The sequence below is a fragment of the Microbacterium barkeri genome (genome assembly GCF_027921765.1).
Lineage (GTDB): Bacteria > Actinomycetota > Actinomycetes > Actinomycetales > Microbacteriaceae > Microbacterium > Microbacterium barkeri.
Genome location: NZ_BSEJ01000001.1, coordinates 260797 through 285437 on the forward strand (window position 1 = coordinate 260797; position 24641 = coordinate 285437).

Genomic DNA, 24641 nt, shown 5'->3' on the forward strand with positions numbered 1-24641 from the left:
GCGCTGCCCTCCCTCGGGGTGAGCGCGGGCGTCAGGCCGGGGTGACAAGCCCCGCGTCGTAGGCGAAGATGACCGCGTGCACGCGGTCCCGCGCGCCGAGCTTCTGGAGGACCCTCCGCACGTGCGTCTTCACGGTCTGCTCGGCGATGAAGAGCGCGCTCGCGATCTCGCCGTTCGACAGACCGCGGCCCATGAGCGTGAGCACCTCGCGCTCCCGCTCCGTGAGCCCGGCGAGGTCGAGCCGTGCGCGCGTGGGCGGGGCGGGTCGCCGGGTGACGACGTCCTCGATGAGCCGTCGCGTGATGCTCGGCGCGAGCAGTGCATCGCCAGCGGCGACAACGCGCACCGCCTGGACGAGCTCGTCCGGCCGAGCGTCCTTGAGGAGGAATCCGCTCGCCCCCGCGCTCAGCGCGTCATAGACGTACTCGTCGATGTCGAACGTCGTGAGCATGATGACGCGCGGCGGCGATGGCCGCGGGTGCCGCGGCTGCAGGATCGCGCGCGTCGCCTCGATCCCGTTCTGCACGGGCATCCGCACGTCCATGAGGACGATGTCGGGGTGCGTCTCGTTGACGAGCCGAACGGCCTCCTCGCCGTCCCCGGCCTGGCCGACGACGCGGAAGTCGGGCTGAGCGGCGAGGATCGCCGCGAATCCTGCGCGCACCATGGCCTGGTCGTCGACGACCGCGATCGTGATCATGCCTCGCCCCTCTCGCCCGCGACGTCGACAGGGAGCTCCGCGTGCACGCGGAAGCCGCCCTCTGCCGTGGGGCGGGCGTCGACCGTGCCGCCGACCAGCGCGGCGCGCTCCCGCATCCCCCGGAGCCCGAGGCCGGCGCCTGGAGACGCCTCGACCGCGGCGGCCGGCCGCGAGTTCTCGACCTCGATCACGAGCATGCCGCCATCCTCCCGCACCGTCACCGTGGTCGCGCTCCCCGGTGCGTGGCGGAGCGCGTTGCTCAGCGCCTCCTGCACGATCCGGTAGGCCGCGAGCTGCAGCGAGGCGGGCAGGTCGTCGGCGTGCGCGTCGCTGCGCAGCGTGACCGCCGCGCCGGCGTCGACCGCGTCGCGCGCGAGTGCGGGGATGTCGGCGAGGCCCGCGACGGGCGCGAGAGCCGCCTGCTCGTCGCCTGAGCGCAGCACGCCGAGCAGACGGCGCATCTCGCCGAGGGAGCGGCGTGCGGCACCGCCGATCTCCTCGAACTCCGCCGCGGCCGCGTCGTCGAGCTCGGGGAGCCGGAAGCGCGCGGTCGCGGCCTGCACCTGGATGAGCGACAGGCCGTGCGCGACGACATCGTGCAGCTCGCGTGCGATCCGCTGACGCTCCTCGACCTGAACGCGCGCGGCGTGCTCGTCCTCGGCGATCGCGCGCTCGCGGGCGAGGGCGGCGCCGAGCGCGCGTCGCTCGCCGAGCAGGGCGGCGACGCCCAGTGCCACGGCCCCGATCGAGAGCGCCACGATCGCGTTCGCCGGCACCGCGTCACCGCGCGCCGTGAGCACGTGCGACGACACGAGCGCCCCGGGGAGCACCAGCGCCCAGACGCCCGTGCGCCAGCCTCGGCGGAGAGCCACGAGCCCGCACAGCAGCGCGAACCCGATGATGCCCGTGACCGACCAGGGCCACGGCACGCCGACCGGGGGCGCCCACAGGGCGAGTGCCGCGGACGCGCCAGTGAACGCGACGATGGCCGGCCAGGGCGCGACCGGCGCCACCGCGATCGCGCCGGCCTGCAGGAGGGCGAGTGCGAGCGCCCAGCCCGGCGGGACGCCGTGCACGGCGGCCTCGAACGGCGCGCCGACGGCCGCGAGAGCGGCGCTCGCGAACCCGATGGCGACCCACCAGGCAGGCGAGAGCCCCCGCGCGCTGTCGGTCACTCCGTGCCGCGGAACCCGCTGATGTCGCCGACGATGCGCTCGTTGTCCGCGGGGATCGGGTCGACGATCGCCTGCGCGATCTCGGCGGCGAACTCCGAGACGTTGTAGAGGCGACCCGCCTCCTCGCGCCGCGCCGCGATCGCGCCGGGGTTCACGCGCTCCAGGAGCGTCGCGGTGATCGTGCCCTCGATCATGTCGCCCGAGACCACGACGAAGTCGACGCCCTTCTCGGTGAGGGCGGGGATGCGCTCGCGCAGCGCGTCCTCGCCCGCGCGCTTCGACAGGGCCACGGGCGCGTACGCGTCCATCGTGGGCGTCGTGCGGATGAAGTGCGCCTGGTGGCTCGTGACGAACACGACGCGTCCGCCCGCGGGGATGATCGGCAGCGCGGTCTCGAGGACGTTCACCTGGGCATCGCGGTTGAGTCGGAGCGCGTAGTCCTCGCCGACGCCCGTCTCCATGCCGCCCGAGGCGTTGAGCACGAGCACGTCGAGCGACCCGAACTCCTCCTTGACCGCGTCGATCATCGCCGAGACCGAGCCCGGGTCGGTCAGGTCCGCGCCGACGACGAGCGCCTTGACGCCGAGCTCGCGCACCTCGGCGGCGAGCTTCTCGGCGCGGGGGGCCTTGTTGCGGAAGTTGATGACGACGTTCGCCCCCGCCTGCGCCGCGTAGCGCACGGTGTCGGCGCCGATCCCTCGTGACGACCCCGTCACGAGGACGGTCTTGCCGGCGAGGGACTGCGGTGCGAGAGGCTGCGACACGAGGACTCCGAGAGCGTGGGGACGGGAACCGTCCGACCCTACCAAGTGCGGTCTGCGCGCGGGAATCGCAACGCGATATCCCGGGCGGATCAGACGTCGCGCGTGCGTGATAGGTTCCGAGCAGAGCCCGCCCCGAGGAGGTCCCATGGAAGCGATCGAGCAGTTCGCCTGGATCGGATGGCTGGCGCTCATCGCGATCTTCCTCGCGGTCGAGATGGTCTCGGGCGAGCTCACGTTCCTCATGCTCGGCCTCGGCGGCGTGTTCGGCCTCGGATCGGGGCTTCTGGGCGCGCCGCTGTGGCTCCAGGTGATCGTCGCGGCCGCCGCGGCCGTCGCCCTGCTCGTCTTCGTGCGCCCGCCGCTTCTGCGGCGCCTGCGCCGCGGCGCCGACCCGAAGGCGTTCAACGTCGACGCCCTCGTGGGGCTGTCCGGCGTCGTGACCGAGACGGTCACCGCGATGTCGGGCCGCGTCAAGCTCGTCAACGGCGACTCGTGGTCCGCGCGCGTGCGCGGCGACCGGTCGCTGGCCCCGCAGACCCCGATCACCGTCGAGTCCATCCAGGGCGCGACCGCGTTCGTCACGACCCGCACGCCCGAGGAGAGCTGAAATGGACGACAGCAACGTCATGGCGATGGTGCTCACCTGGATCCTGGTGATCGCCGTCGTCATCTTCGTGATCACCATCCTGGTCCGGTCCATCCGGATCGTGCCGCAGAGCGACTCCGTCATCGTGGAGCGCCTCGGCAAGTACCACCGCACCCTGTTCGGCGGGCCGCACCTCATCGTGCCGTTCATCGACCGCGCACGCACGCGCGTCGACCTCCGCGAGCAGGTCGTCACGTTCCCGCCGCAGCAGGTCATCACCGAGGACAACCTCTCGGTGGCCGTCGACACGGTCGTCTACTTCCGCGTCACCGATCCTCGCTCGGCGACCTACGAGATCGCGAACTACCTCGGCGCGGTCGAGCAGCTCACCATCACCACGCTGAGGAACGTCGTCGGAAGCCTCAACCTCGAGGAGGCGCTCGTGAGCCGCGACGTGATCAACGGCAAGCTCAGCGCCGTGCTCGATGAGGCGACCGGGCAGTGGGGCATCAAGGTGAGCCGCGTCGAGCTCAAGGCGATCGATCCGCCCGCGACGCTGCAGGACGCGATGGAGAAGCAGATGCGCGCCGAGCGCGACCGTCGCGCGGCCATCCTCACCGCCGAGGGCCAGAAGCAGTCGCAGGTGCTCGTCGCGGAGGGCGCGCGGCAGGCCGCGATCCTCAAGGCCGAGGGCGACAAGCAGGCGCAGGTCCTGCGCGCGCAGGGCGAGTCGGAGGCGATCACGACGGTCTTCCATGCGATCCACGAGGGGCGCCCCGACGACAAGCTGCTCGCCTACCAGTACCTGCAGACCCTGCCGAAGATCGCGGAGGGCGAGGCGAGCAAGCTCTGGATCATCCCGAGCGAGCTGACGGAGGCCCTCAAGGGCATCTCGGGCGGTTTCGCCGGACGGATCCCGGGGCTGGGCGACCGCACCCCACCGCCCGCGTGACGCATCCGTACCTGGCGGGCACGCGCCATCCGCGCGTGCTCGCCCATCGCGGACTCGTGACGGCCGACATGGCCGCCGACGGCATCGTCGAGAACTCGGTCGCGGCGATCGCGGCGGCGCACGCGGCGGGCGTCGAGTACGTCGAGTCCGATTGCCATGTCACGGCGGATGGCGTCGTCGTCCTCTTCCACGACGACACGCTCGAGCGCGTGACGGGAGACCCGCGCGCGATCGCCGACGTGACGCTGCGCGAGCTCGATGAGATCATGGCGCCGCGCGGCGGCCTCGCGCAGCTCGCCGATGTGCTCCGGGACTTCCCGTCGACGCGCTTCAACATCGACGTGAAGGCCGCGGCCGCCGCCGAGGGCGCCGGCCGCATCGCCGCCGAGCACGCCGACCGCGTTCTCCTCACGAGCTTCGACGAGGCGCGGCGCGTGGCGGCCATGGCCGCTGCGTTCCCTGCACGGCCGGCCACGAGCGCGAGCTCGGCGATCATCGCGCGCCTCGTTCTCGCGGCCGCGCTCGGTGCACGGCGGCGCGCACGACGGCTGCTCGCCGGAGTCGACGCCCTGCAGATCCCCGAGCGGCGCGGCATCGTGCCCGTGCTCACCCGCCGGCTCGTCCGCTGGGCGCATGAGGAGGGGGTCGAGGTGCACATCTGGACCGTCGACGATCCCGCGCGGATGAGGGCGCTCGTGCGGCGCGGGGTCGACGGGATCGTCACGGATCGCGCCGACCTGGCGCTGGCCGCTCTGACGCCCTGAACGTCGCCTGGGAATAGCGCATCCGGCGCCGTCCGTTCGGATGATCCGCTCAGCCGGACGCGTTACAAATGGTGACCGACGAGAGGACTTCACCATGGCAGATCGCAGCCTTCGTGGTATCCGACTCGGCGCCCAGAGTCTTCAGAGCGAAGAGGGCGTCGTGTTCATGGAGCGCAAGGAGCAGACGTACGTCTGTGCTGCCTGCGGGCGCGAGACGACGCTCATGTTCGCAGCGGACGCCGAAGCTCCCGAGACGTGGGAGTGCCGCACGTGCGGCGGCGAGGCGCTGCTCAAGCTCGAGAAGGGCACGGTCGAGGTCGACCACTCCGGCGACAAGGCCGCGCGCACGCACTGGGACATGCTCCTGGAGCGCCGTTCGATCGAGGAGCTCGAGGAGATCCTCGCCGAGCGCCTCGCGTTCATCCGCGAGCGCCGCGGAGCGGGCCAGGACCCGACGCGGGTCAAGAGCGCGTAACGCGCACGTCTGCAGACGCCGGTCTCGATGAGGCCGGCGTCTTCTTCGTGTCCGGAGGCTCCGCGCGCTCCCAGTAAGCTGTCAGCATGGCGAAGACTGTGGATCGTGCTGTCGGAATCGACATCGGAGGGACCGGCATGAAGGCCGGCATCGTCGACCTCTCGGAGGGCACGCTGCTGAGTGACCGGGTGCGCATCGACACCCCCAAGGGCGCGCACCCGAAGGACGTGCTCCAGACCGCGCACGACCTGCTCGAGCTCCTCGGCGAGGACGCGGCCGGGCTCCCCCTCGGCGTCTGCTTCCCCGCCATCGTCAAGGACGGCCGCACGCTCTCGGCGGCCAACATCTCCGACGAGTGGATCGACTTCGAGGCCGAGAAGTTCTTCCAGGACGGCCTCGGCCGCGACATCCACTTCGTGAACGACGCCGACGCCGCCGGCCTCTCGGAGGCGCGCTTCGGCGCCGCGAAGGGCCAGAAGGGCCTCACGATCCTCACGACCCTCGGCACGGGCATCGGCTCGGCGTTCATCTACGACGGCGTCCTCATCCCGAACACCGAGCTCGGCCACCTCATCTGGAAGGGCGAGTCGATCGAGCGCTACGCCGCCGCGACGGCGCGCGAGCGCGAGGGCCTCTCGTGGGAGAAGTGGGGCCACCGCCTCCAGAAGTTCTACGCGCACGTCGAGTTCCTCTTCTCCCCCGACCTCCTCGTCGTGGGCGGCGGCGTCTCGAAGAACCCCGAGAAGTTCATGCCGTACATCACCACGCGCGCCAAGATGGTCACCGCCGTGCACCGCAACAACGCGGGCATCATCGGCGCCGCCTCGCTCGCGAACGCCTGACCCCTCGACCGCACAGCGCCCCGGCCCCGCATGGAGCCGGGGCGCTTCTCGTCCAGGGCGAATGGGCCGGCCTGTACGCCGGGTTCTGTTCCGGGGCTCGCGCCCCATCGACGGCCATCTCTCTCGGCGACACGTTGCCGTGCCGCTCCAGCGGTCTACCCGAGGACTCGGCGGGCCGCGTCATCATCCTCTGTCTGACCTTGCTCCGGGCGAGGTTTACCTGGCGGGCCATGTCGCCATGGCCCCCGGTGGTCTCTTACACCGCCGTTTCACCCTTACCGGGACGGATCCCGGCGGTCTGTTCTCTGTGGCACTGTCTCGCGGATCGCTCCGGGTGGGTGTTACCCACCGCCCTGCCCTGCGGAGCCCGGACGTTCCTCGGCGCGAGGCGGCGAACCGCTCGCGACGCGACCGTCCGGCCGACCCATTCGCCCCTCCATTCTACGGCGGCTGGGCGGGATCACTTCGCGGCGGACTCGTCGATGCGCACGTCGAGCGGGAAGTCGATGGGGAACGTCCCGAACAGCAGCCGACCCGCGGCATCCGCAGCGGAGCGGATGGCCGCCGCCACGTCGTCGGCGAGATCGGCCGGCGCATGCACGAGGACCTCGTCATGCAGGAAGAACGCCAGGTGCGGACGTCGGGAGAACACCGGGCCCGACGCCGAAGCCGATCGGTCGGCGCCGACGGCTCCGAGCGCGGCGAGGCGCAGGCGCAGGTCGGCGAGCCACGCGAGCGACCACTCGGCCGCCGTGCCCTGCACGACGAAGTTGCGGGTGAATCGCCCGCGGTCGCGTGCCGCGCGCCGCGCCCGCGTCTCGTCGGCGGCCGAGGCATCCGAACCGCTCGCCCGGGCCTGCTGCTGCACCCACGCCGGATCCGGCGCCGGGGAGGTGCGCCCCAGCCACGTGCGCACCACTCCCCCGTCCTCGCCCGTGCGCGCCGCGGCATCGACGAGCGCCATCGCCGCCGGGAACACCTTGCGAAGCCGCGGCACGAGGCGGCCCGCGTCGCCCGTCGTCGCACCGTACATCGCGCCGAGGACGGCGATCTTGGCCTCCGCGCGGGTCGCGACCGCGCCGCTGGCCACGATGCCCTCGTAGAGGTCCGCGCCCGCGGCGGCCCGGGCCATCCGCTCGTCGCGTGCCATGCCCGCGAGGACGCGGGGCTCGAGCTGAGCGACATCGGCGGAGACGATGCGCCACCCCGCGTCGGCCCTGACAGCGCCGCGCAGCGCGCGCGGGATCTGCAGAGCGCCTCCTCCGGAGGACGCCCACCGGCCGGTGACGACGCCGCCCGGCACATAGACCGGTCGGAAGCGGCCTTCGTGGACCCACTCGTCGAGCCAGGACCATCCGTTGGCGGTGAGGAGGCGCGCCATGCTCTTGTACTCGAGCAGCGGTGCGACGACGGGATGATCGTGCTCGGCCAGCTCCCACTTGCTCGTCGAGTCGACGTGCACGCCCGCATTGCGGAGCGCGCGCAGAAGACGCGGCGGCGAGTCGAGGCTCACGCGCGGATCGCCCAGCGCCTCGCGGACGCGCGCGGCGGTTTCCTCCATGCGCGCAGGGAGGCCGCCGCCCCGTCGTGGGCCGAGCGCCTCCGTGAGGATGGCGTCGTGCCGGCGGACATCCCAGGGCAGGCCGGCCGCCCGCATCTCGGCGGCCACGAGGGCGCCCGCCGACTCCGCGGCGAGCAGGAGCCGCATGCGCGACGGATCCTCCGCGCGCGCGAGGAGGCCCTGCTGCGCGCGCGCCTCGTCGACGGTCGCGTCGAGGTCGTGCATCGACTCCCCCGCGACGCGCGTCGGCTCGACGTCGAACAGCGCCGGCTGCGTCGCGACTTCGGACTCGGCCGGTGCCGCGTCCCACGGGTGCGCGGAAGCATCGGGCGTGACGGCGTGATGGAGGATGCGGTGGCGCAGGCGCAGGTCGTCGCAGCGCGCGACCCGCACGCCCTCCGCGAGCAGACGCGGGTACCACACCGCGGTGTCCGACCAGACCCAGCGCGGGGCGTCCGCCTCCTCGCGTGCGGCGACCCACCGAGCGAGCGCGGCGTCGTCGCCCGCCCGTGCGATGCGCTCGGCGTCGCCCTCCGCGATCGCGTCGGCGTCACGCGCGACCGCGACGATGTCGTCGCCCGCGCGGCCGAGGACGACGGATGGCGTCAGAGCCCGGACTCCTCGGTGCGCACGAGGATGCACCCGCACTCGGGGCAGTTCGCCACCGCATCGGCGGGCACGGAGCGGAGCGCCTGCAGATCGCTCGGCGCGAGCATCACATGGCAGCCTCCGCACGCACCGCGCGTGAACGGCGCGGCGGCGACGATGCCCCGGGCCGCCAGGCGGTCGTAGGCGGACACGAGTGGGTCGGGGATGCGCCCGGCGACGGCGCCGCGGTCGCGCGTGAGCGTCTCGATCTCGCGGCCGGCCGCCTCGACCTGGGCCTTGCCCTCGGCGCTCAGCCGCTGGCCCTCGGCCGTCGTCTCGTTCAGGATCGCCTGCTGCTCTGCGACCGACGCCTCTGCGGCCTCCAGGCGCTCCATGAGCTCGAGCTCGGCATCCTCGAGCGCGCTCAGCCGCTGGGTGAGCGCGGCGATCTCGCGCTCGAGCGCCTGCGCGTCCTTCGCGTTCGCCGAGCCCTCCAGGCGCGCCCGGTCGCGGTCGCGCCGCTGCTGCGCGAGCGCGACATCCGACTCGATGCGCGAGACCTCGGCCTGCAGCTCGTCGCGCGCGCCGACGCGCACGGCGAGCTCATGGCTCTGCGCGGTGCGCTGCGCGACGAGCTCCTGCACCCGCGCTGCCTGCGGCGGGTTGCGGCGCGCGGCCTCCGCCTGCCGAAGTCGGCGGTCGAGGTCGGCGAGGTCGAGGAGGAGGCGCTGGTCGGCGGGGCTGGCGTTCACCTCTCCAGCCTACGGTCGGATGGCGACATCCCGTGCGCCTAGAATCGTCGGGAGGGGCCTTTAGCTCAGCTGGTAGAGCGCCACGTTTACACCGTGGATGTCGTCGGTTCGATCCCGGCAGGGCCCACCGTTCCGCGCCCTGCTCGCCGGCGACTAGCCAGAGCGGAGCTCTCGGTCAAGCGCCTGGGCTGCCTCGCCCGCCGCCCCTAGCGTGAGCAGCACCTCACGCGAAAGGACGCGATCATGTCGAACCCCTACCCCGCTCCGTACCCTCTGCCCGATGACGGCGAGAACCGCGACGACCTGCCGACGACCGAGGTCGACGGCGACGAGGTGCTCGACCCCGATGCGAACGACGACCTCATCGACAGCGCCGACGCCGACCGTCTCGCGGCGGGCGACGACGACGTCGATGACGAGGTCTGAGCACCGCGCAGGCCCGCTCGCGGGCCGGGTCTACCGCCTGTCGGCGCTCCTGAGTACAGTGCGGATATGAGGGCCTTCGACCGCGATTTCATCGACGCCGCCATTCAGACGACGCAGCTCGTGACCGTGGGCGGCAGTCTCTACTCGTTCGAGCCGACGCCGGTCCAGAGCACCATCTGGTACCCCGACCTGCGCGTGAAGCGCGACCGGCGACCGTGGGGCTGGGTCGTCGCCGAGGGCGACGGCTCGTACGCGATCCACGTCGCCGAGCAGCCCGGCGACATCCCCGCGAAGGTGGGCCGCGGCGCGACGGTCGAGCAGGCGATCCGCGCCGCGCTCTGAGACGTCACGTCGAGCAGCTCAGTCGAGCAGCTCCACGCTGTCGCCGACGCGGACGGCGCCGCCTCCCTCGGCGGGCAGCAGCAGGATGCCGAGGGTGGGCTCCGCCTGGCCGAAGACGCGGGTGAGGGTCTTCAGGAGCGGGGCGTCCCGCTCTCCCGAATCGGGGTCGGCGTGGATCGCGAGGCAGCGGATGATCGGGCGCTGCACGGCGAAGACCACCTCCCCGATCCGCACGCGACCACGCCAATCGAGCTCGCTCCACGGCTCGAGACCATCGACGACGATGTTCGAGCGGAAGCGGCGGTCGTCGACGACGGCGTCCGGAGTGACCTCGTCGACCGCGCGCACCGACGGGCGACCGTGCAGCGACACGAAGCCGCGCGGCCGATCCTGGAAGCGCGACGTCCGACCATCCCCCACGAGGACGAGCGGCAGGCGGCCACCGCGCTCCAGGCGCCGCCCGTCGGGCGTCGACAGGACGAACCGCGCGATCCGCTCGGAGGCCTCGCGTCGCCCCTCGGCATCCAGCGTCGTCTCGAGCACGAGCTCGTCATCCAGGCGGACGGAGAGCCGGCCGAGGCCCTCGTCGAAGCGCAGGCGGAGGCGCGCGAGGGACGGGAAGTCCATGAGCGCGAGACCCTTTGACTTGGGCCAGTAGTCCAGTCCGTCATGCTCCTCGGGCGTGGCTGCGTCCGCGAAGCGGAACGCCAGCACGCGATCGCCCTCGATGCGGCCGTCACCCTGGACGACGAGCGCGTCGCGCTCCTCGGCGGTGAAGCCCTTGACGGGATGACGGTAAAGCGCGGAGACGTGGGGCACTCCCCGATTCTGCCGCGTCCGGACGAGGGCACGCGACCGGAGAGCGCTTGCCGAGAGCCGACGCCACCCTGGCCGCGCGTGCCCGCCCCTCCTCGGAAGGACTAGGCTGTCCCCGATACGCGTGCATCGGCCCGACCGGGCTCCGGCACGCCTCGTCCCGTTTCCGCGGCACGATCTGCCCGCCAGACGAAAGGTCACCTGTGGCTGTTCACGACCAGGATCCGTACTCGCAGGGTGCGCACGACAGCGACCCGGAGGAGACCAGCGAGTGGCAGCAGTCCCTCGACGAGCTGGTGGACGTCAAGGGCCACCAGCGCGGCCGCGAGGTCATGCTGAGCCTCCTCCAGCGCTCGAAGCAGCTGCGTCTCGGTGTGCCCATGGTGCCGACGACCGACTACGTCAACACCATCGCGCCCGAGGACGAGCCCGAGTTCCCCGGTGACGAGGAGCTCGAGCGCCGGTACCGCCACTGGATCCGCTGGAACGCCGCGATCACCGTGCACCGCGCGCAGCGCCCCGGCATCGGCGTCGGCGGGCACATCTCGACGTACGCGTCGGCGGCGTCGCTCTACGAGGTCGGGTTCAACCACTTCTTCCGCGGCCAGGACCACCCGTCCGGCGGCGACCAGATCTTCTACCAGGGCCACGCCTCGCCGGGCGCCTATGCGCGCGCCTACCTCGAGGGCCGCATGAGCGAGGCGCAGCTCGACGCGTTCCGCCAGGAGAAGTCGGGCGCGCCGAACGGCATCCCGTCGTACCCCCACCCGCGCATGATGCGCGACTTCTGGCAGTTCCCCACGGTGTCGATGGGCCTCGGCCCGATCAACGCCATCTACCAGGCGATGACGAACAAGTACCTCGCCAACCGCGGGATCAAGGATGTCTCGGACTCGCACGTCTGGGCCTTCCTCGGCGACGGCGAGATGGACGAGGTCGAGTCGCGCGGTCAGCTCCAGGTCGCCGCGAACGAGGGCCTCGACAACCTCACGTTCGTGATCAACTGCAACCTCCAGCGTCTCGACGGCCCGGTCCGCGGCAACGGCAAGATCATCCAGGAGCTCGAGAGCTTCTTCCGCGGCGCCGGCTGGAACGTCATCAAGGTCGTGTGGGGCCGCGAGTGGGACGACCTGCTCGCGCGGGACACCGACGGCGCGCTCCTGAACCTCATGAACGTGACGCCGGACGGCGACTTCCAGACCTACAAGGCGGAGTCGGGCGCCTACGTGCGCGAGAACTTCTTCGGCCGCGACCCCCGCGCGCTCGAGCTCGTCAAGGACCTCTCCGACGACGACGTGTGGCGCCTGCGCCGCGGCGGCCACGACTACCGCAAGGTGTACGCGGCCTACAAGGCGGCCATGGAGCACAAGGGCCAGCCGACGGTCATCCTCGCGAAGACCGTCAAGGGCTACGGCCTCGGCCCGCACTTCGAGGGGCGCAACGCGACGCACCAGATGAAGAAGATGACGCTGGACGACCTCAAGCTGTTCCGCGACACGATGCAGATCCCGGTGTCCGACGCTCAGCTCGAGGCCGACCCGTACCGCCCGCCGTACTACCACCCGGGTGCGCAGGACGAGACCATCCAGTACATGCTCGAGCGCCGCCGCGCGCTCGGCGGCTTCCTCCCCGAGCGCCGCAGCACGCACATCCCCCTCACCATGCCCGAGGACAAGGACTACGCGTTCCCGAAGAAGGGGTCGGGCAACCAGGAGGTCGCCACGACGATGGCGTTCGTCCGGATGCTCAAGGACCTCATGCGGGTCAAGGGCTTCGGCAACCGCATCGTGCCGATCATCCCCGACGAGGCGCGCACGTTCGGCATGGACTCGTACTTCCCGTCGGCGAAGATCTACAACCCGAACGGCCAGAACTACACCTCGGTCGACCGCGAGCTGCTCCTGGCCTACAAGGAGAGCCCGCAGGGCCAGATCATGCACGTCGGCATCAACGAGGCCGGCGCCGCCGCGGCCTTCACCGCGACCGGAACGTCCTACGCCACGCATGGCGAGCCGCTCATCCCGGTCTACATCTTCTACTCGATGTTCGGATACCAGCGCACGGGCGACGCGTTCTGGGCGGCCGGCGACCAGCTCGCGCGCGGGTTCATCATCGGCGCGACCGCGGGTCGCACGACCCTCACGGGCGAGGGCACGCAGCACGCGGACGGCCACTCGCCGCTCCTCGCGTCGACGAACCCCGCGACCCTCACGTACGACCCGGCCTTCGGCTACGAGGTGTCGCACATCGTGCAGGCCGGTGTCGAGCGCATGTACGGCGGATCGCACCCCGACCCCGACGTCATGTACTACATCACGGTCTACAACGAGCCGATGCGCCAGCCGGCCGAGCCGGCCGACGTCGACGCAGAGGGCATCGTCAAGGGCATCCACCGCGTCTCGGTCGGCACGGGAGACGGTCCGCGCGTCCAGCTCCTCGCGTCGGGCGTGGGCGTGCCGTGGGCGCTCGAGGCTCAGGAGCTCCTCAAGAGCGACTGGGGCGTCATCGCCGACGTGTGGTCGGTGACCTCGTGGTCGGAGCTGCGCCGCGACGGCCTCGCCGCCGACGAGCACAACTTCCTCCACCCCGAGGAGGAGCCGCGCACGGCGTACCTCACGCAGAAGCTGCAGGGCGCCGAGGGGCCGTTCATCGCGACGAGCGACTACATGCACGCCGTGCAGGACCAGATCCGGCAGTGGATCCCCGGTCCGTACTACACGCTCGGCGCCGACGGCTTCGGCTTCGCCGACACGCGCGCCGCGGCTCGCCGGTTCTTCAAGATCGACGGCCCGTCGATGGTCGTGCGCGCGCTGCAGTCGCTCGCCGACCAGGGCGCCGTCGACCGCTCGGTCATCGGGCAGGCGATCGAGAAGTACCGCATCCACGATGTGACGGCCGGCACGTCCGGCAACGCAGGCGGAGATTCCTGAACCGCGTGAGCGGAACGGCAGACGGCGGGGCCCCCGGCAGGCGGGGCCCCGCCCCTGCGTCGACGGAGGAGAGGGCGACGATGGACAAGGCGGCGACGCTGGCGTGGCTGCGCCGCATCTCCGGCGACGTCGCCACCGCCGTGCTGCAGCGCCTCGAGGAGTCGCTGCCCTGGTACACCGAGATGCCTCCGGCCCGTCGGTCGGCCGTCGGGCTCGTCGCGCAGGCCGGGATCAGCTCGTTCATCGAGTGGTACGAGGATCCGACGAGCACACCCTCGATCGCCGCGGACATCTTCGATGCGGCCCCGCGCGAGCTGCTGCGCAGCGTCAGCCTCCAGCAGACCCTGCAGCTCGTCCGCGCGACCGTGGATGTCATGGAAGAGCGCGTCGTCGGACGCGGCGAGCAGCTGCGCGAGTCGATCCTCCTCTATTCGCGGGAGGTCGCGTTCACGGCGGCCGACGTCTACGCCAGGGCCGCGGAGTCGCGCGGACTCTGGGATGCCCGACTCGAGGCGCTCGTGGTGGACTCGATCCTCACGGGCGAGACCGATGAGGAGCTCCCGAGCCGCATCGCGGCACTCGGCTGGCACGGACACGGCGAGGTGTCGGTGCTCGTGGGCACCACTCCCCCGCTGTTCGACGTCGACCAGGTGCGGCGCACCGCGCGCAAGCTCGGGGTCGACGTGCTCATCGGCGTGCAGGGCTCGCGCCTCGTGCTCGTGCTCGGCCGAGCGCACGCCCCCGGCAAGGAGCAGTCGGAGCCGAACGGCGAGCTGAGCTTCGTGGAGATCGCCGATGCGCTGGAGCCCTGCTTCGGCGCCGGGCACCTCGTCCTCGGCCCGGCCGTCCCGGCCCTCGTCGACGCGAGCCGCAGCGCCCGCGCAGCACTCGCCGGCTTCGCCGTCGCACGTGCGTGGCGTCATGCGCCGCGCCCGGTCGAGGCGGATGACCTCCTTCCGGAGCGCGCGCTCGCGGGCGACCCGCTCGCGAAGCAGACCCTCATCGAGCGGATCTTCCGCCCTCTCGAGGCGCACTCGACCGACCTCGTCACGACGCTGTGGAGCTACCTCGACAACGGGCGCTCGCTCGAGGCGACCGCGCGCGAGCTGTTCGTGCACCCGAACACGGTGCGCTACCGCCTCAAGCGCGTGAGCGACGTGATCGGCTGGGACGCGACCGGCCCGCGTGAGGCGCTCATCCTGCAGACGGCGCTCATCCTCGGCTCGATCGGCCCCAAGGATGCCGTCCGGCGCCCGGTCCGCCGTCCGCGCGACGGGCGACGATGACCATCCGAGGTGTCCGCCACGCACAACGGATCCAGGGATTCTTGTGACGATCTCGCCAGCGAGCCGCCGTTCCGGTTGGCATGATGGTCAGGTGATCGTCGCCGCATTCCCCGGACAGGGGTCCCAGACGCCCGGATTCCTCAGCCCCTGGCTCGAGCTCGACGGGGTGCGCGAGCGCCTCGAGGCCGCCTCCGACGCCGCTCAGGTCGACCTCATCGCGGCCGGAACGGAGTGGGACGCCGACCGCATCCGCGACACGCGGGTCGCTCAGCCGCTCATCGTCGCAGCGAGCCTCGTCTCGTACGAGGCCCTGCAGGCGCGCGCGTCCGCCCCGGGCGGGGTGGCCGGCCACTCGGTCGGCGAGATCGGCGCGCTCGTCGCCGCCGGCGTGATCGGATTCGAGGACGGCATGCGGCTCGTCGGCCTGCGCGGCCGCGCGATGGCCGAGGCGGCCGCCCAGGCCGAGACGGGCATGAGCGCTGTCGTGGGCGGCGTCGAGGAGCAGGTGCTCCAGGCGATCGCCGACGCGGGCCTCGAGCCCGCCAACTACAACGGCGGCGGGCAGATCGTCGCGGCCGGAGCGACGGACGCTCTCGCCGCCCTCGCCGCGTCCGCTCCGCGTGGAGCGCGGGTCATCCCGCTTCAGGTGGCCGGCGCCTTCCACACGTCGTACATGGCTCCCGCCACGGGCCCGCTACAGGAGGCCGTCGAGGGGATCGCCGAAGTGGGCGATCCCGCGCTCCCGCTCTGGACCAACAGCGACGGCACGACGGTGGCGACCGGGCGCCGTGCGCTCGAGCTCATCGTCCACCAGGTGAGCCACCCGGTGCGGTGGGACCTGTGCATGACATCGTTCGCCGACGCGGAGATCGCGGGGCTCATCGAGCTCGCGCCCGCGGGCGCTCTCGTCGGGCTCGCGAAGCGCGGGCTCAAGGGCGTGCCGACGGTCGCGGTGAAGACCCCGGATGATCTCGACGCGGCAGCGGCGCTGCTCGCGTGAGTGAGGAGAAGAAGAGCAGGATGACGACCCCCACGCTGAAGGAAGCCACCGGCAGCGCCCACTCGCGCATCTACGCCTACGGCGCCGCGCGCGGCCAGAACGCCGTGCCCAACGACGACCTCGTCGGGCCGATCGACTCGAGCGACGAGTGGATCCGCCAGCGCACCGGCATCATCACGCGCGTGCGCGCCGACAAGGCGACGACGGCCGTCGAGCTCGCGGCCGACGCGGCGACGGAGGCCATCCAGCGCTCGGGCGTCGATCCCTCCGAGATCGACCTCGTCATCGTCGCCACGATCAGCAACCCGCGGCAGACGCCATCCGTCTCGGCGATCGTGGCCGACCGCGTCGGCGCGAACCCGGCCGCGGCGTACGACATCAACGCCGCGTGCGCGGGCTTCTGCTACGCGGTGGCGCAGGCCGACGCGCTGATCCGCTCGGGCGCGGCGCGGTACGCGCTCGTCATCGGCACGGAGAAGCTGAGCGACATCGTCGATCCCACCGATCGCTCGATCTCGTTCCTCCTTGGCGACGGTGCGGGTGCCGCTCTGCTCGGCCCGAGCGAGACGCCCGGGGTGTCCCAGACCCTGTGGGGCTCCGACGGGTCGAAGTCGGAGGCCGTGCGCATGAACGCCACGCTCACGGCGTTCCGCGACGGCGAGGCGGAGTGGCCGACGCTGCGCCAGGAGGGCCAGACGGTCTTCCGCTGGGCGGTGTGGGAGATGGCGAAGGTCGCCAAGCAGACGCTCGAGGCCGCAGGGGTCGAGCCGTCGGACCTGGCGGCGTTCATCCCCCACCAGGCGAACATGCGGATCGTCGACGAGTTCGCCAAGCAGCTCGGGCTGCCCGACACGGTCGCGATCGCTCGTGACATCGCCGACACGGGCAACACGTCTGCCGCGTCCATCCCGCTCGCGACGCACCGCCTGCTCGAGGAGAACCCCGAGCTCTCGGGCGGTCTCGCGCTCCAGATCGGCTTCGGCGCGGGGCTCGTCTTCGCCGCTCAGGTCGTCGTCCTGCCCTGACGTTCCACGGATCGGGCCGCCTCCGCCTCTAGACTGATGGGCGGTTCCCGACCCGGATTCTGATCACCCAACCCTGAAAGAGAGAAACCCATGGCATTCACGAACGACGAGGTCCTCGCCGGACTGGCTGAGCTCATCACCGACGAGACCGGCATCGACGCTTCCGAGGTCGCCCTCGAGAAGTCGTTCACGGACGACCTCGACATCGACTCGATCTCGATGATGACGATCGTGGTCAACGCCGAGGAGAAGTTCGGCGTGACCATCCCCGACGAGGAGGTCAAGAACCTCAAGACGGTGAAGGACGCCGTCGACTTCATCACCGCCAACCAGTGAGGCTTCCGGGCGTCACGCCGCGCGGTCGCGCCGACTCGGCGTGACGCCCGATCTGCACTTCCGAGGAACACAGGGAACCAAGCCATGACCAAGCGCATCGTCGTCACGGGCCTCGGCGCGTCGTCCGCCATCGGCGGCAACGTCGAGGACAACTGGCGCAATCTCCTCGCAGGCGTCTCCGGCGCCCGCACGCTCGAGCACGACTGGGTCGAGAAGTACCAGCTCCCGGTGACCTTCGCCGCTGAGGCGATCGTCCGGCCCGAGGAGGTGCTCCCCCGCCACGAGGCCAAGCGCCTCGACCCCTCGACGCAGTTCGCGCTCATCGCGGCACGCGAGGCCTGGGCGGACGCCGGCGAGCCAGAGGTCGCGCCCGAGCGCCTCGGCGTCGACTTCGCGACCGGCATCGGCGGCGTGTGGACGCTGCTGGACGCATGGGACACCCTGCGTGAGAAGGGCCCCCGCCGCGTCATGCCGCTCACGGTGCCCATGCTCATGCCGAACGCGGCTGCCGGCAACCTCTCGCTCCAGTTCAACGCGAAGGCGTACGCGCGCACGGTTGTGAGCGCCTGCGCATCGAGCACGGAGTCGCTCTACAACGCCTACGAGCACCTCCAGCAGGGGCTCGCCGACGTCGTCATCGCCGGCGGCGCCGAGTCGGCCATCCACCCGATCACGGTGGCCTCCTTCGCCTCCGCGCAGGCTCTCTCGCGCCGGAACGACGATCCCGCAACGGCATCGCGTCCGGGCAGCATCGACCGCGACGGCTTCGTCATGGGCGAGGGCGCGGCCGCGCTCGTGCTCGAGACCGAGGAGCACGCGAAGGCCCGCGGTGCGCGGATCTACGCGTACCTCGTGGGAGGCGGCGTCACCGCGGACTCGTATCACATCACGGGCAACGACCCCGAGGGCTGGGGTGCGGCGCGCGCCGTGCAGCAGGCCTTGGAGGTCGCGGGTGCTCAGCCCGACGACGTCACTCACATCAACGCGCACGCGACCTCGACGCCGGTCGGCGATCCGAACGAGTACGTCGCCCTCAAGCGCGTGTTCGGCGACCGCATCGACGAGATCCCCGTCTCCGCCACGAAGGCGTCCACCGGGCACCTCCTCGGCGGCACGGGCGCTCTCGAGGCGGTCTACACGGTGCTCGCGCTGCGCGACCGCGTCGCTCCCCCGACGATCAACATCACCGAGCAGGACCCCGAGGTGCCGTTCAAGCTGTCCGGCCAGCCTCAGCCGCTCGGCGACGGCCCCCAGCTCGCGATCAGCAACTCGTTCGGCTTCGGCGGACACAACGCGGTCATCGCGTTCGCCTCGTACGACGGCTGATCCCACAGCGGACAGCGAGACGCCCCAGGAGTTCTCTCCTGGGGCGTCTGCAGTCTGTGGACGGCGGGACGCGGCTCCCGCCGCGGGCTCAGCCGACCTGGTGCAGCCACACGACCGGCGAGTCGTCGCCGGCGGTGCGGAAGGCCTCGAGCTCCTGATCCCATGCGCTGCCGAGGGCGACGTCCAGCTCGCGACGGAGCTCGAACGGGTCGGAGCCCGCGATCTCCATCGCGTAGCGAACGCGATCCTCGGGGATCACGACATTGCCCGCCGAGTCCATCTGCGCGTAGTGGATGCCGAGATCGGGCGTGTGCATCCAGCGGCCGCCGTCACTGCGCGGAGTGGGATCCTCCGTGACCTCGAACCGGAGGTGCTCCCATCCGCGGATGGCGGTCGCGAGGGCGGCGCCGGTGCCGGCGGGACCCTCCCAGTAGTACTCCGTGCGACGCGCGCCGTGCAGCACGGGCTGGTCCTGCCACTCGAAGTTCACGGCTCGGCCGAGAGATCGGCCGACCGCCCACTCCAGGTGCGGACACAGCGCTCGTGGCGCCGAGTGGATATAGACCACTCCGCGCGCGATGGGTGTCGCCATGATCTTCTCCGTTCGTCAGGTGCGTCTTCCCCTACGACCTGACCGGGCGATCCGGCGATTCCTCTTCAGTTCTCCCTGCATTATGACCCGCCCGCGCGTCAAATCACAAGCGTGTCGTTCCATCCGCCCGCCTCGCTGTCACTGATGGCCGCACGCGCATCCGATGATGCACTGCTGTGCGCGGAGTGCGCACTGCCGTGCTCTATAGTGGGCGGAGCTTTCGAAGGGAGCTGTTCAATGACGAATCAGGCTCGGTCGCGCGCCGTCGCCGTGCGCGCCGGTAGGTCAGTCGCCGTGCGTCTCGGAGGCCTTCGGCGATCCGACGCCCGGCTCGAAGACGGAAAGCGTGAACCGCGCCGGGGCCGAGCCGGGGTTGGCGTACGCATGCGGCGCGTCGCCCGAGAAGGCGATGACATCGCCGGTGGCGAGCGGGTGAGTCTGCTCGCCGACCGTGACCTCGATGTCGCCGTCGAGCACCTGCAGGAGCTCCTTCGTCCCGGTCGCGTGCTCCTCGCTCTCGTGCCGTTCTCCGGGCTGCACCGTCCAGTCCCAGAGCTCGAGCACGTCGGGCGACTCGGTTCCCGACAGGAGGACCCCCACCCCTCCCCTGTCGCCGCGCCAGAGAATCGATCCCTCGCCCCTGCGCGTGACCTTCACGGCGGCGACCTGCGGATTCTCGACGAGGGCGGGCAGCCCGATGCCGAGCGCCTGGCTGATCCGGAGCAGGATCCCGACGCTCGGGTTGGTCGCGCCCTGCTCCACGTTCACGAGCATGCGACGGCTCACGCCGGCGGTCTCAGCGAGCGCGTCCAGAGTCCAGCGGCGGGCCTGCCGCTCCTGGCGCACGCGCGCGCCGATCGCCGCAGACAGGGCCGTCGTCGTCACATCCATACCGTGCACCATACTGCACCGAAGCCCCATTCCCTCGACAAGGAGCCACATTGAGCACCTCGACATCCGCGACGCGCATGCACGAGATCACCGGCGAGAACCGCAAGGTCGTCGACCTCGTGCTGAGCTACTCCCGCGAGCGACTCCTCGCGGAGGACACTCCCCTCGACAAGCCGCAGACCGAGGCGGCACTCGACGCCCTCGTCGGACAGACGATCAGCGAGGAGGGCCTCGGTGCCGAGCAGGCCCTCGCGCACTTCACGGAGACGCTCGCGCCCGCGTGCATCACGACAGACGACCCGAGCTACCTCTCCTTCATCCCGTGTGCGCCGACGAAAGCGGCCGCCGCATTCGACGTCGTCGTGTCGGCGAGCGGGCTCTACGGAGGGTCCTGGCTCGAGGGCGCCGGCGCCGTCTACGCCGAGAACCAGGTGCTGTCGTGGCTCGCAGCGGAGTTCGGCCTGCCCGCGACCGCCGGCGGGGTCTTCGTGCAGGGCGGCACGCTCGGCAACCTCTCGGCACTCGTCGCCGCGCGGGAGTCTGCGCGCTCGGCGGGGCGCACGGTTGCCCGCTGGAAGGTCGTGTGCAGCGAGGAGGCGCACTCCTCGATCGCATCGGCGGCCCGGGTGATGGACGTCGACGTCGTGGGTGTCGCACCCGATGCCGACGGAGTCCTGCGCGGCGACGCCGTGCGGGCGGCGCTCGACGAGCACGGCGAGAGCGTGTTCGCCGTCGTCGCGACGACGGGCTCGACGAACTTCGGCATCGTCGACGATGTGGCGTCGATCTCCGAGGTGACGCGCGCACGGGGCATCTGGCTCCACGTCGATGGCGCGTACGGTCTCTCGGCGATGCTCGCGCCATCCCATCGCCACCTCTTCGCGGGCGTCGAGCATGCGGATTCGGTGATCGTCGACCCGCACAAGTGGCTCTTCGCGCCGTTCGACGCGTGCGCGCTCATCTACAGCGACCCCGAGAAGGGGCGCCGTGCGCACACTCAGCACGCCGCGTACCTCGACACGCTCACAGAGAAGGCCGACTGGAGCCCGTCGGACTTCGCCGCCCACCTGACGCGCCGCCCGCGCGGGCTCCCGCTCTGGTTCTCGCTCGCCTCCTACGGCGCCGCAGCGTACCGCTCGGCCATCTCCGCGTCCCTCGAGCTCGCGCAGGAGATCGCCGACGAGATCGAGCGGCGTCCGTATCTCACGCTCCTGCGCCGCCCGCAGCTCTCGGTCGTGGTGTTCGAGCGCGACGGATGGTCGAAGGATGACTACGAGGACTGGTCCGCTCGCCTGCTCGACGAGCAGCGCGCCTTCGTCACGCCGAGCGGGCATGAGGGGCGGACGAACGCCCGCTTCGCCATCATCAACCCGCGCACGACCATCGAGGCGCTGCGCGGCATCCTGGATTCGATGGCGGACTGATCACTCCGCCGGCGCGACCGCGCGAGACTCCCGGACCAGATCCAGGATGGCCGGTGCTCCGGCTTCGATGAGCGAGAGCGTCTCCTCGAAGTCGGAGCGGTCGCCGTACCAGGGATCCGTGACGTCGCGAGTCTCGGCACCGGGGACGAACTCCATCCACAGACGGGTGCGTGCGGGGTCCGCGCCCTGGCGCAGAAGCGACGCGCGGTGAAGCTCCGTCATCGCGAGCAGCAGGTCGGCGTCGAGGTCGTCATGGCTCACGACCTGCGCGGTCCGGGTCGGGACCCGATAGCCGCTCTCGGCGAGGACGGATGCCGCGCGCGGGTCGATCGGGTTTCCGAGCTCCTCCGCGCTGATGCCGGCTGAGCGCAGCGTGACGTCGATCCCGGCGGATGCGAAGCGGTCGCGCAGCACGACCCCCCCATCGGCGACCGGCAGATGTTCCCCGTGCACACGACGACGATCGTGCGGATCATGCGACTCGCTGTCTCTCGGCTCACGACGCGAATCTAGTGGATGCCCGGCGGCTCCGTTCGCGGATGCTCGCTGCGCCGCGCGGAGACGTCAACCCCATCGACACATCCCGCGGTGTCCTCGACTCTCGAGACATGGCAGAGACGGTTGCTCGGAGCCCGCGACGTCACGACGTCATCGTGATCGGCGGCGGAAACGGGGGCATGTCGCTCGCTGCGCGACTGCGGAAGCGCGGATGCCCGGACGTCGCGCTCATCGAGCCGTCGGCGCACCATGTCTACAAACCGCTGCAGAACTACGTCGCCGGCGGTCTCGCTCGGCGTGACGAACTCGTGCGGGCGCAGACCTCGCTTGTCCCCCAGGGCGTGCGCCTCTATCCGTCGGCGGCGCAGCGGGTCGATGCGGGCCGACGGGAGGTCATGCTCGCGGACGACACGGTCCTCGTCGCTGGGGATGTCGTCATCGCGTGCGGCGCCGAGACCGACTGGGAGTCGCTCCCGGGCGCGCGGCGGGCGCTTCGAGACGGCATCGCGTGCACATCGTTCGAGCTCGAGCATGTCGAGCGCACCTGGGACAGGATCCGCGCTCTCGACCGCGGGACGGCCGTGTTCACTCTGCACGGGCAGCCCGCCTCGGGTCGAGAGACCGCGCTGAAACCTCTCTTCCTGGCCTGCGACCACTGGCGACGCCGGGGCGTTCTCAGCGACCTCCGGGTCGTGCTCGTGCACGACGCCGACCGCCTCCATCCCGTCGACGAGATCGCTGGGGCCATCCGGACGGCGATCGACGACTACGGAGTCGAGGTCCTGGCCTCGACCCGCGTCGAGAGCATCGAACAGGACGTGCTGGCCGTCGACGGACCCGAGGGAACAGCTCGGATCGCAGCGGACCTCATCCATCTGCTCCCGCCGTACCGCGCTCCCGCCTTCGTCGGCGAATCGGGGCTCGCCGGTGAGCAGACGCGGGGATTCGTCGACGTGGACCCACGCACCCTGCAGCACCGCGACCATCCGCACATCTGGGCACTCGGCGACGCGGCCGACCTCGGCGATGCCCGCACGGGCGGCGCACTCCGTCACCAGGTCAAGACGGTGGTCGAGAACATCCCTCGGCGCCGCTCCGGTCGGCCGCTCCTCGAGTACGACGGCTATACCGTCGCACCCATCACGACGTCGCGGCGCGCACTCGTCTTCGGCGAGTACGACAGCCGCACTCATCGCGTCATGCGGACCATCCCGCTGCTCGACCCGCTCCGGCCGCGCCCGTGGTGGTTGGCACTCGATCGGTGGGTGCTCCCCCAGCTGTACTGGCACGGCATCGTCCGCGGGAGAGTCTGAGCGCCCTCCGTCGAGATGGGGCACATGACGCAGGCACGACGCCATGCGGGAGTAGGGCGGGTCGGACTTGAACCGACGATCGTTGGGTTATGAGCCCACTGCCTTAACCAGCTTGGCCACCGCCCCGTACAGCCCTAGAGCCTATCGCGCGTCGAGGCCCGAGCCCTCGTCGCCGTCTCGCGGCCCGTTGCGCCGCGAGAGGAGATCCTCGGGGTCGCGCGCCGCGCGCAGCGCGTCCAGTGCCGAGGACCCGCTCTGGCCATCCGCTCGGTCGCCGTCCTCGCCATCCGAGCCGCGTCGGATCGACAGCTCCTGGCTCTCGCTGACGACCTGCGGATGGTGCCGCGCGAGGAGGAAGACGCCGAGCGACGCGACCGCGCCGACCACGACGAAGACGATGAGCGCCCACAGCGGGGCGTTCGCCGCCTCGCCGAGGACGATCGCGCCGATGAGCACCGCGACGATCGGGTCGATCACCGTGAGGCCGGCGATCACGAGGTCGGGCGGCCCCGACGCGTACGCGGTCTGCACGAAGTACCCGCCCGCGGCAGCGGCCGCGACGAGCGCGACGATGCAGAGCCAGACGGTCCAGTCCACGTCGCCCGCCTGGAAGCGCTTGATGACGATCTTCGCGAGCGTCGCGACGAACCCGTAGAGCGCGCCGGCGGCCGTGATGTAGAAGAGCGCGCCGATCCGGCGGCGCAGGATGAGCCAAGCCGCGCCGAGAAGGATGATCACGGCGAGCAGGATCGCGAGCACCACGAGCAGCTCGAAGTCGGTGATCGAGCGCTCGGTCGCGAAGAGCGCCGCGACGAGCACGAAGACGAGGATGCCGCCGACGCACAGGCCGATGGCGGTGATCGAGTTCCGGGTCGGCATGTGGCCCGTGATCTGCGCGTTCAGCAGGGTCGTGATGACGAGGGAGATCGCTCCGAGCGGCTGCACGACGATGAGCGGTGCGACGGCGAGAGCACTCAGCTGGCAGATGATCGCGACGCCGAGCAGGATCGTCCCGATGATCCACGACGGGCGGGACATGAGGCGCAGGAGGTGCGCGGCCCCGAGGCCTGCGCGGCCCTCGGCGCCGGCGAGCCGCTCGACCTTCTTCACGCCGCGGCTCTGGTACTGGGCGCCGAGCGACATGAAGACGGCACCCGCGATCGCGAGCGGGATGCCGAGCAGCAGGCCGGGGTTCTCGAATGCGCCGACGAGCTGCTCGCCGATGTCCGCCGCTGCCAGGCTCATGGCCTCCGAGGTTCCCCAGGTCACCCACCGAG

The 24641-nt window shown here is 71.3% G+C and carries 25 protein-coding genes, 2 tRNA genes and 1 other RNA gene; 16 read left to right on the forward strand and 12 right to left on the reverse strand.

Features of this window, described 5'->3' with window-relative positions; translation table 11 throughout:
• Window positions 1–31 precede the first annotated feature (31 nt).
• The 3 genes from PKE79_RS01320 to PKE79_RS01330 are packed head-to-tail and all read right to left on the reverse strand — an operon-like array spanning window position 32 to window position 2639.
• Complete coding sequence (locus tag PKE79_RS01320; protein ID WP_271171859.1) at window positions 32–700, reverse strand: response regulator; 669 nt, start codon at window positions 698–700, stop codon at window positions 32–34.
• Entirely contained in the window at window positions 697–1875 is a 1179-nt protein-coding gene (locus tag PKE79_RS01325) for a sensor histidine kinase (RefSeq protein WP_271171860.1), read from the reverse strand. The genes PKE79_RS01320 and PKE79_RS01325 overlap by 4 nt, the downstream gene beginning before the upstream one ends.
• The gene (locus PKE79_RS01330; RefSeq protein ID WP_271171861.1) at window positions 1872–2639 is read right to left on the reverse strand and encodes an SDR family oxidoreductase; all 768 of its coding nucleotides are present in this window, start codon (window positions 2637–2639) and stop codon (window positions 1872–1874) included. Before PKE79_RS01330 ends, PKE79_RS01325 begins: the two co-directional genes overlap by 4 nt.
• Before the next feature lie 145 nt (window positions 2640–2784).
• On the opposite strand from PKE79_RS01330, the gene PKE79_RS01335 reads away from it, so the two are divergent.
• The 5 genes from PKE79_RS01335 to ppgK all read left to right on the forward strand — a co-directional run bounded on the left by PKE79_RS01335 (window position 2785) and on the right by ppgK (window position 6258).
• Window positions 2785–3246: an NfeD family protein gene (locus PKE79_RS01335; protein ID WP_271171862.1), complete on the forward strand. Its 462-nt coding sequence runs from the start codon at window positions 2785–2787 to the stop codon at window positions 3244–3246.
• 1 nt (window position 3247) lies between these two features.
• Complete coding sequence (locus tag PKE79_RS01340) at window positions 3248–4177, forward strand: SPFH domain-containing protein (protein WP_271171863.1); 930 nt, start codon at window positions 3248–3250, stop codon at window positions 4175–4177.
• The gene (locus tag PKE79_RS01345; protein ID WP_271171864.1) at window positions 4174–4941 is read left to right on the forward strand and encodes a glycerophosphodiester phosphodiesterase family protein; all 768 of its coding nucleotides are present in this window, start codon (window positions 4174–4176) and stop codon (window positions 4939–4941) included. The genes PKE79_RS01340 and PKE79_RS01345 overlap by 4 nt, the downstream gene beginning before the upstream one ends.
• Window positions 4942–5035: 94 nt before the next feature.
• Window positions 5036–5416 (forward strand): RNA polymerase-binding protein RbpA, encoded by a 381-nt coding sequence (locus PKE79_RS01350; RefSeq protein ID WP_271171865.1) that lies wholly within the window; start codon window positions 5036–5038, stop codon window positions 5414–5416.
• A gap of 86 nt (window positions 5417–5502) precedes the next feature.
• Window positions 5503–6258 carry a polyphosphate--glucose phosphotransferase gene (ppgK, locus tag PKE79_RS01355; protein ID WP_271171866.1) on the forward strand — a complete coding sequence of 252 codons (756 nt, stop codon included), beginning with the start codon at window positions 5503–5505 and terminating at the stop codon, window positions 6256–6258.
• Between the two features lie 58 nt (window positions 6259–6316).
• Here the strand turns inward: ppgK and rnpB are convergent.
• The 3 genes from rnpB to PKE79_RS01370 all read right to left on the reverse strand — a co-directional run bounded on the left by rnpB (window position 6317) and on the right by PKE79_RS01370 (window position 9159).
• Window positions 6317–6685: RNase P RNA component class A (gene rnpB, locus PKE79_RS01360), an RNA gene on the reverse strand.
• Between the two features lie 33 nt (window positions 6686–6718).
• On the reverse strand, window positions 6719–8467 hold the full coding sequence (locus PKE79_RS01365) for a bifunctional 3'-5' exonuclease/DNA polymerase (RefSeq protein ID WP_271171867.1): 1749 nt from the start codon (window positions 8465–8467) through the stop codon (window positions 6719–6721).
• Complete coding sequence (locus PKE79_RS01370; protein WP_271171868.1) at window positions 8425–9159, reverse strand: zinc ribbon domain-containing protein; 735 nt, start codon at window positions 9157–9159, stop codon at window positions 8425–8427. The genes PKE79_RS01365 and PKE79_RS01370 overlap by 43 nt, the downstream gene beginning before the upstream one ends.
• Before the next feature lie 54 nt (window positions 9160–9213).
• On the opposite strand from PKE79_RS01370, the gene PKE79_RS01375 reads away from it, so the two are divergent.
• From PKE79_RS01375 to PKE79_RS01385, 3 genes are all read left to right on the forward strand, one after another.
• Window positions 9214–9286: transfer RNA gene (locus PKE79_RS01375), tRNA-Val, on the forward strand.
• A 116-nt stretch (window positions 9287–9402) separates the two neighbouring features.
• A complete protein-coding gene (locus PKE79_RS01380) occupies window positions 9403–9585 on the forward strand; it encodes a hypothetical protein (protein ID WP_271171869.1) in 183 nt (60 codons plus the stop codon).
• Between the two features lie 66 nt (window positions 9586–9651).
• Window positions 9652–9927 (forward strand): hypothetical protein, encoded by a 276-nt coding sequence (locus tag PKE79_RS01385; protein ID WP_271171870.1) that lies wholly within the window; start codon window positions 9652–9654, stop codon window positions 9925–9927.
• An 18-nt stretch (window positions 9928–9945) separates the two neighbouring features.
• Here PKE79_RS01385 and PKE79_RS01390 read toward each other — a convergent pair whose 3' ends face one another.
• Window positions 9946–10746 (reverse strand): MOSC domain-containing protein, encoded by an 801-nt coding sequence (locus PKE79_RS01390; RefSeq protein ID WP_271171871.1) that lies wholly within the window; start codon window positions 10744–10746, stop codon window positions 9946–9948.
• 200 nt (window positions 10747–10946) lie between these two features.
• On the opposite strand from PKE79_RS01390, the gene aceE reads away from it, so the two are divergent.
• From aceE to PKE79_RS01420, 6 genes are all read left to right on the forward strand, one after another.
• Window positions 10947–13673 carry a pyruvate dehydrogenase (acetyl-transferring), homodimeric type gene (aceE, locus tag PKE79_RS01395; RefSeq protein WP_271171872.1) on the forward strand — a complete coding sequence of 909 codons (2727 nt, stop codon included), beginning with the start codon at window positions 10947–10949 and terminating at the stop codon, window positions 13671–13673.
• 80 nt (window positions 13674–13753) lie between these two features.
• Window positions 13754–14959, forward strand: coding sequence for a PucR family transcriptional regulator (locus PKE79_RS01400; protein WP_271171873.1), 1206 nt, complete (start codon window positions 13754–13756; stop codon window positions 14957–14959).
• Window positions 14960–15050: 91 nt separating this feature from the next.
• Window positions 15051–15959 carry an ACP S-malonyltransferase gene (locus PKE79_RS01405; protein WP_271171874.1) on the forward strand — a complete coding sequence of 303 codons (909 nt, stop codon included), beginning with the start codon at window positions 15051–15053 and terminating at the stop codon, window positions 15957–15959.
• Between the two features lie 20 nt (window positions 15960–15979).
• Window positions 15980–16984, forward strand: a complete 1005-nt coding sequence (locus PKE79_RS01410; protein WP_271171875.1) for a beta-ketoacyl-ACP synthase III — start codon at window positions 15980–15982, stop codon at window positions 16982–16984.
• 90 nt (window positions 16985–17074) lie between these two features.
• A complete protein-coding gene (locus tag PKE79_RS01415) occupies window positions 17075–17320 on the forward strand; it encodes an acyl carrier protein (RefSeq protein WP_271171876.1) in 246 nt (81 codons plus the stop codon).
• Between the two features lie 84 nt (window positions 17321–17404).
• Window positions 17405–18646 (forward strand): beta-ketoacyl-[acyl-carrier-protein] synthase family protein, encoded by a 1242-nt coding sequence (locus tag PKE79_RS01420; RefSeq protein ID WP_271171877.1) that lies wholly within the window; start codon window positions 17405–17407, stop codon window positions 18644–18646.
• 88 nt (window positions 18647–18734) lie between these two features.
• Here PKE79_RS01420 and PKE79_RS01425 read toward each other — a convergent pair whose 3' ends face one another.
• Together PKE79_RS01425 and PKE79_RS01430 are read right to left on the reverse strand one after the other, a co-directional pair.
• Complete coding sequence (locus tag PKE79_RS01425; protein WP_271171878.1) at window positions 18735–19238, reverse strand: DUF3145 domain-containing protein; 504 nt, start codon at window positions 19236–19238, stop codon at window positions 18735–18737.
• Window positions 19239–19523: 285 nt separating this feature from the next.
• A complete protein-coding gene (locus PKE79_RS01430) occupies window positions 19524–20129 on the reverse strand; it encodes a helix-turn-helix domain-containing protein (protein ID WP_271171879.1) in 606 nt (201 codons plus the stop codon).
• Between the two features lie 77 nt (window positions 20130–20206).
• Between PKE79_RS01430 and PKE79_RS01435 the strand changes: the two genes are divergently transcribed.
• A complete protein-coding gene (locus tag PKE79_RS01435) occupies window positions 20207–21553 on the forward strand; it encodes a pyridoxal phosphate-dependent decarboxylase family protein (RefSeq protein ID WP_271172180.1) in 1347 nt (448 codons plus the stop codon).
• On the opposite strand, the gene PKE79_RS01440 is transcribed toward PKE79_RS01435, so the two are convergent.
• Window positions 21554–21967, reverse strand: a complete 414-nt coding sequence (locus PKE79_RS01440; RefSeq protein WP_271171880.1) for an arsenate reductase/protein-tyrosine-phosphatase family protein — start codon at window positions 21965–21967, stop codon at window positions 21554–21556.
• Window positions 21968–22161: 194 nt separating this feature from the next.
• On the opposite strand from PKE79_RS01440, the gene PKE79_RS01445 reads away from it, so the two are divergent.
• A complete protein-coding gene (locus PKE79_RS01445) occupies window positions 22162–23364 on the forward strand; it encodes an NAD(P)/FAD-dependent oxidoreductase (RefSeq protein WP_271171881.1) in 1203 nt (400 codons plus the stop codon).
• Window positions 23365–23416: 52 nt separating this feature from the next.
• Here PKE79_RS01445 and PKE79_RS01450 read toward each other — a convergent pair.
• Both PKE79_RS01450 and PKE79_RS01455 read right to left on the reverse strand, forming a co-directional pair.
• Window positions 23417–23490, reverse strand: a tRNA-Ile gene (locus PKE79_RS01450).
• 15 nt (window positions 23491–23505) lie between these two features.
• Entirely contained in the window at window positions 23506–24609 is a 1104-nt protein-coding gene (locus PKE79_RS01455) for a DMT family transporter (RefSeq protein WP_271172181.1), read from the reverse strand.
• Window positions 24610–24641: the final 32 nt, after the last annotated feature.

Excerpts from the sequence above, each read along its gene's own strand:
- PKE79_RS01410 (WP_271171875.1), top strand. The coding sequence starts at position 15,980 with ATGACGACCCCCACGCTGAAGGAAGCCACCGGCAGCGCCCACTCGCGC.
- PKE79_RS01425 (WP_271171878.1), bottom strand. The coding sequence starts at position 19,238 with ATGGCGACACCCATCGCGCGCGGAGTGGTCTATATCCACTCGGCGCCA.
- PKE79_RS01380 (WP_271171869.1), top strand. The coding sequence starts at position 9,403 with ATGTCGAACCCCTACCCCGCTCCGTACCCTCTGCCCGATGACGGCGAG.
- PKE79_RS01385 (WP_271171870.1), top strand. The coding sequence starts at position 9,652 with ATGAGGGCCTTCGACCGCGATTTCATCGACGCCGCCATTCAGACGACG.
- PKE79_RS01430 (WP_271171879.1), bottom strand. The coding sequence starts at position 20,129 with ATGGATGTGACGACGACGGCCCTGTCTGCGGCGATCGGCGCGCGCGTG.
- PKE79_RS01320 (WP_271171859.1), bottom strand. The coding sequence starts at position 700 with ATGATCACGATCGCGGTCGTCGACGACCAGGCCATGGTGCGCGCAGGA.
- PKE79_RS01400 (WP_271171873.1), top strand. The coding sequence starts at position 13,754 with ATGGACAAGGCGGCGACGCTGGCGTGGCTGCGCCGCATCTCCGGCGAC.
- PKE79_RS01340 (WP_271171863.1), top strand. The coding sequence starts at position 3,248 with ATGGACGACAGCAACGTCATGGCGATGGTGCTCACCTGGATCCTGGTG.
- PKE79_RS01420 (WP_271171877.1), top strand. The coding sequence starts at position 17,405 with ATGACCAAGCGCATCGTCGTCACGGGCCTCGGCGCGTCGTCCGCCATC.
- PKE79_RS01445 (WP_271171881.1), top strand. The coding sequence starts at position 22,162 with ATGGCAGAGACGGTTGCTCGGAGCCCGCGACGTCACGACGTCATCGTG.
- PKE79_RS01350 (WP_271171865.1), top strand. The coding sequence starts at position 5,036 with ATGGCAGATCGCAGCCTTCGTGGTATCCGACTCGGCGCCCAGAGTCTT.
- PKE79_RS01455 (WP_271172181.1), bottom strand. The coding sequence starts at position 24,609 with ATGAGCCTGGCAGCGGCGGACATCGGCGAGCAGCTCGTCGGCGCATTC.
- ppgK (WP_271171866.1), top strand. The coding sequence starts at position 5,503 with ATGGCGAAGACTGTGGATCGTGCTGTCGGAATCGACATCGGAGGGACC.
- PKE79_RS01435 (WP_271172180.1), top strand. The coding sequence starts at position 20,207 with ATGCACGAGATCACCGGCGAGAACCGCAAGGTCGTCGACCTCGTGCTG.
- PKE79_RS01415 (WP_271171876.1), top strand. The coding sequence starts at position 17,075 with ATGGCATTCACGAACGACGAGGTCCTCGCCGGACTGGCTGAGCTCATC.
- PKE79_RS01335 (WP_271171862.1), top strand. The coding sequence starts at position 2,785 with ATGGAAGCGATCGAGCAGTTCGCCTGGATCGGATGGCTGGCGCTCATC.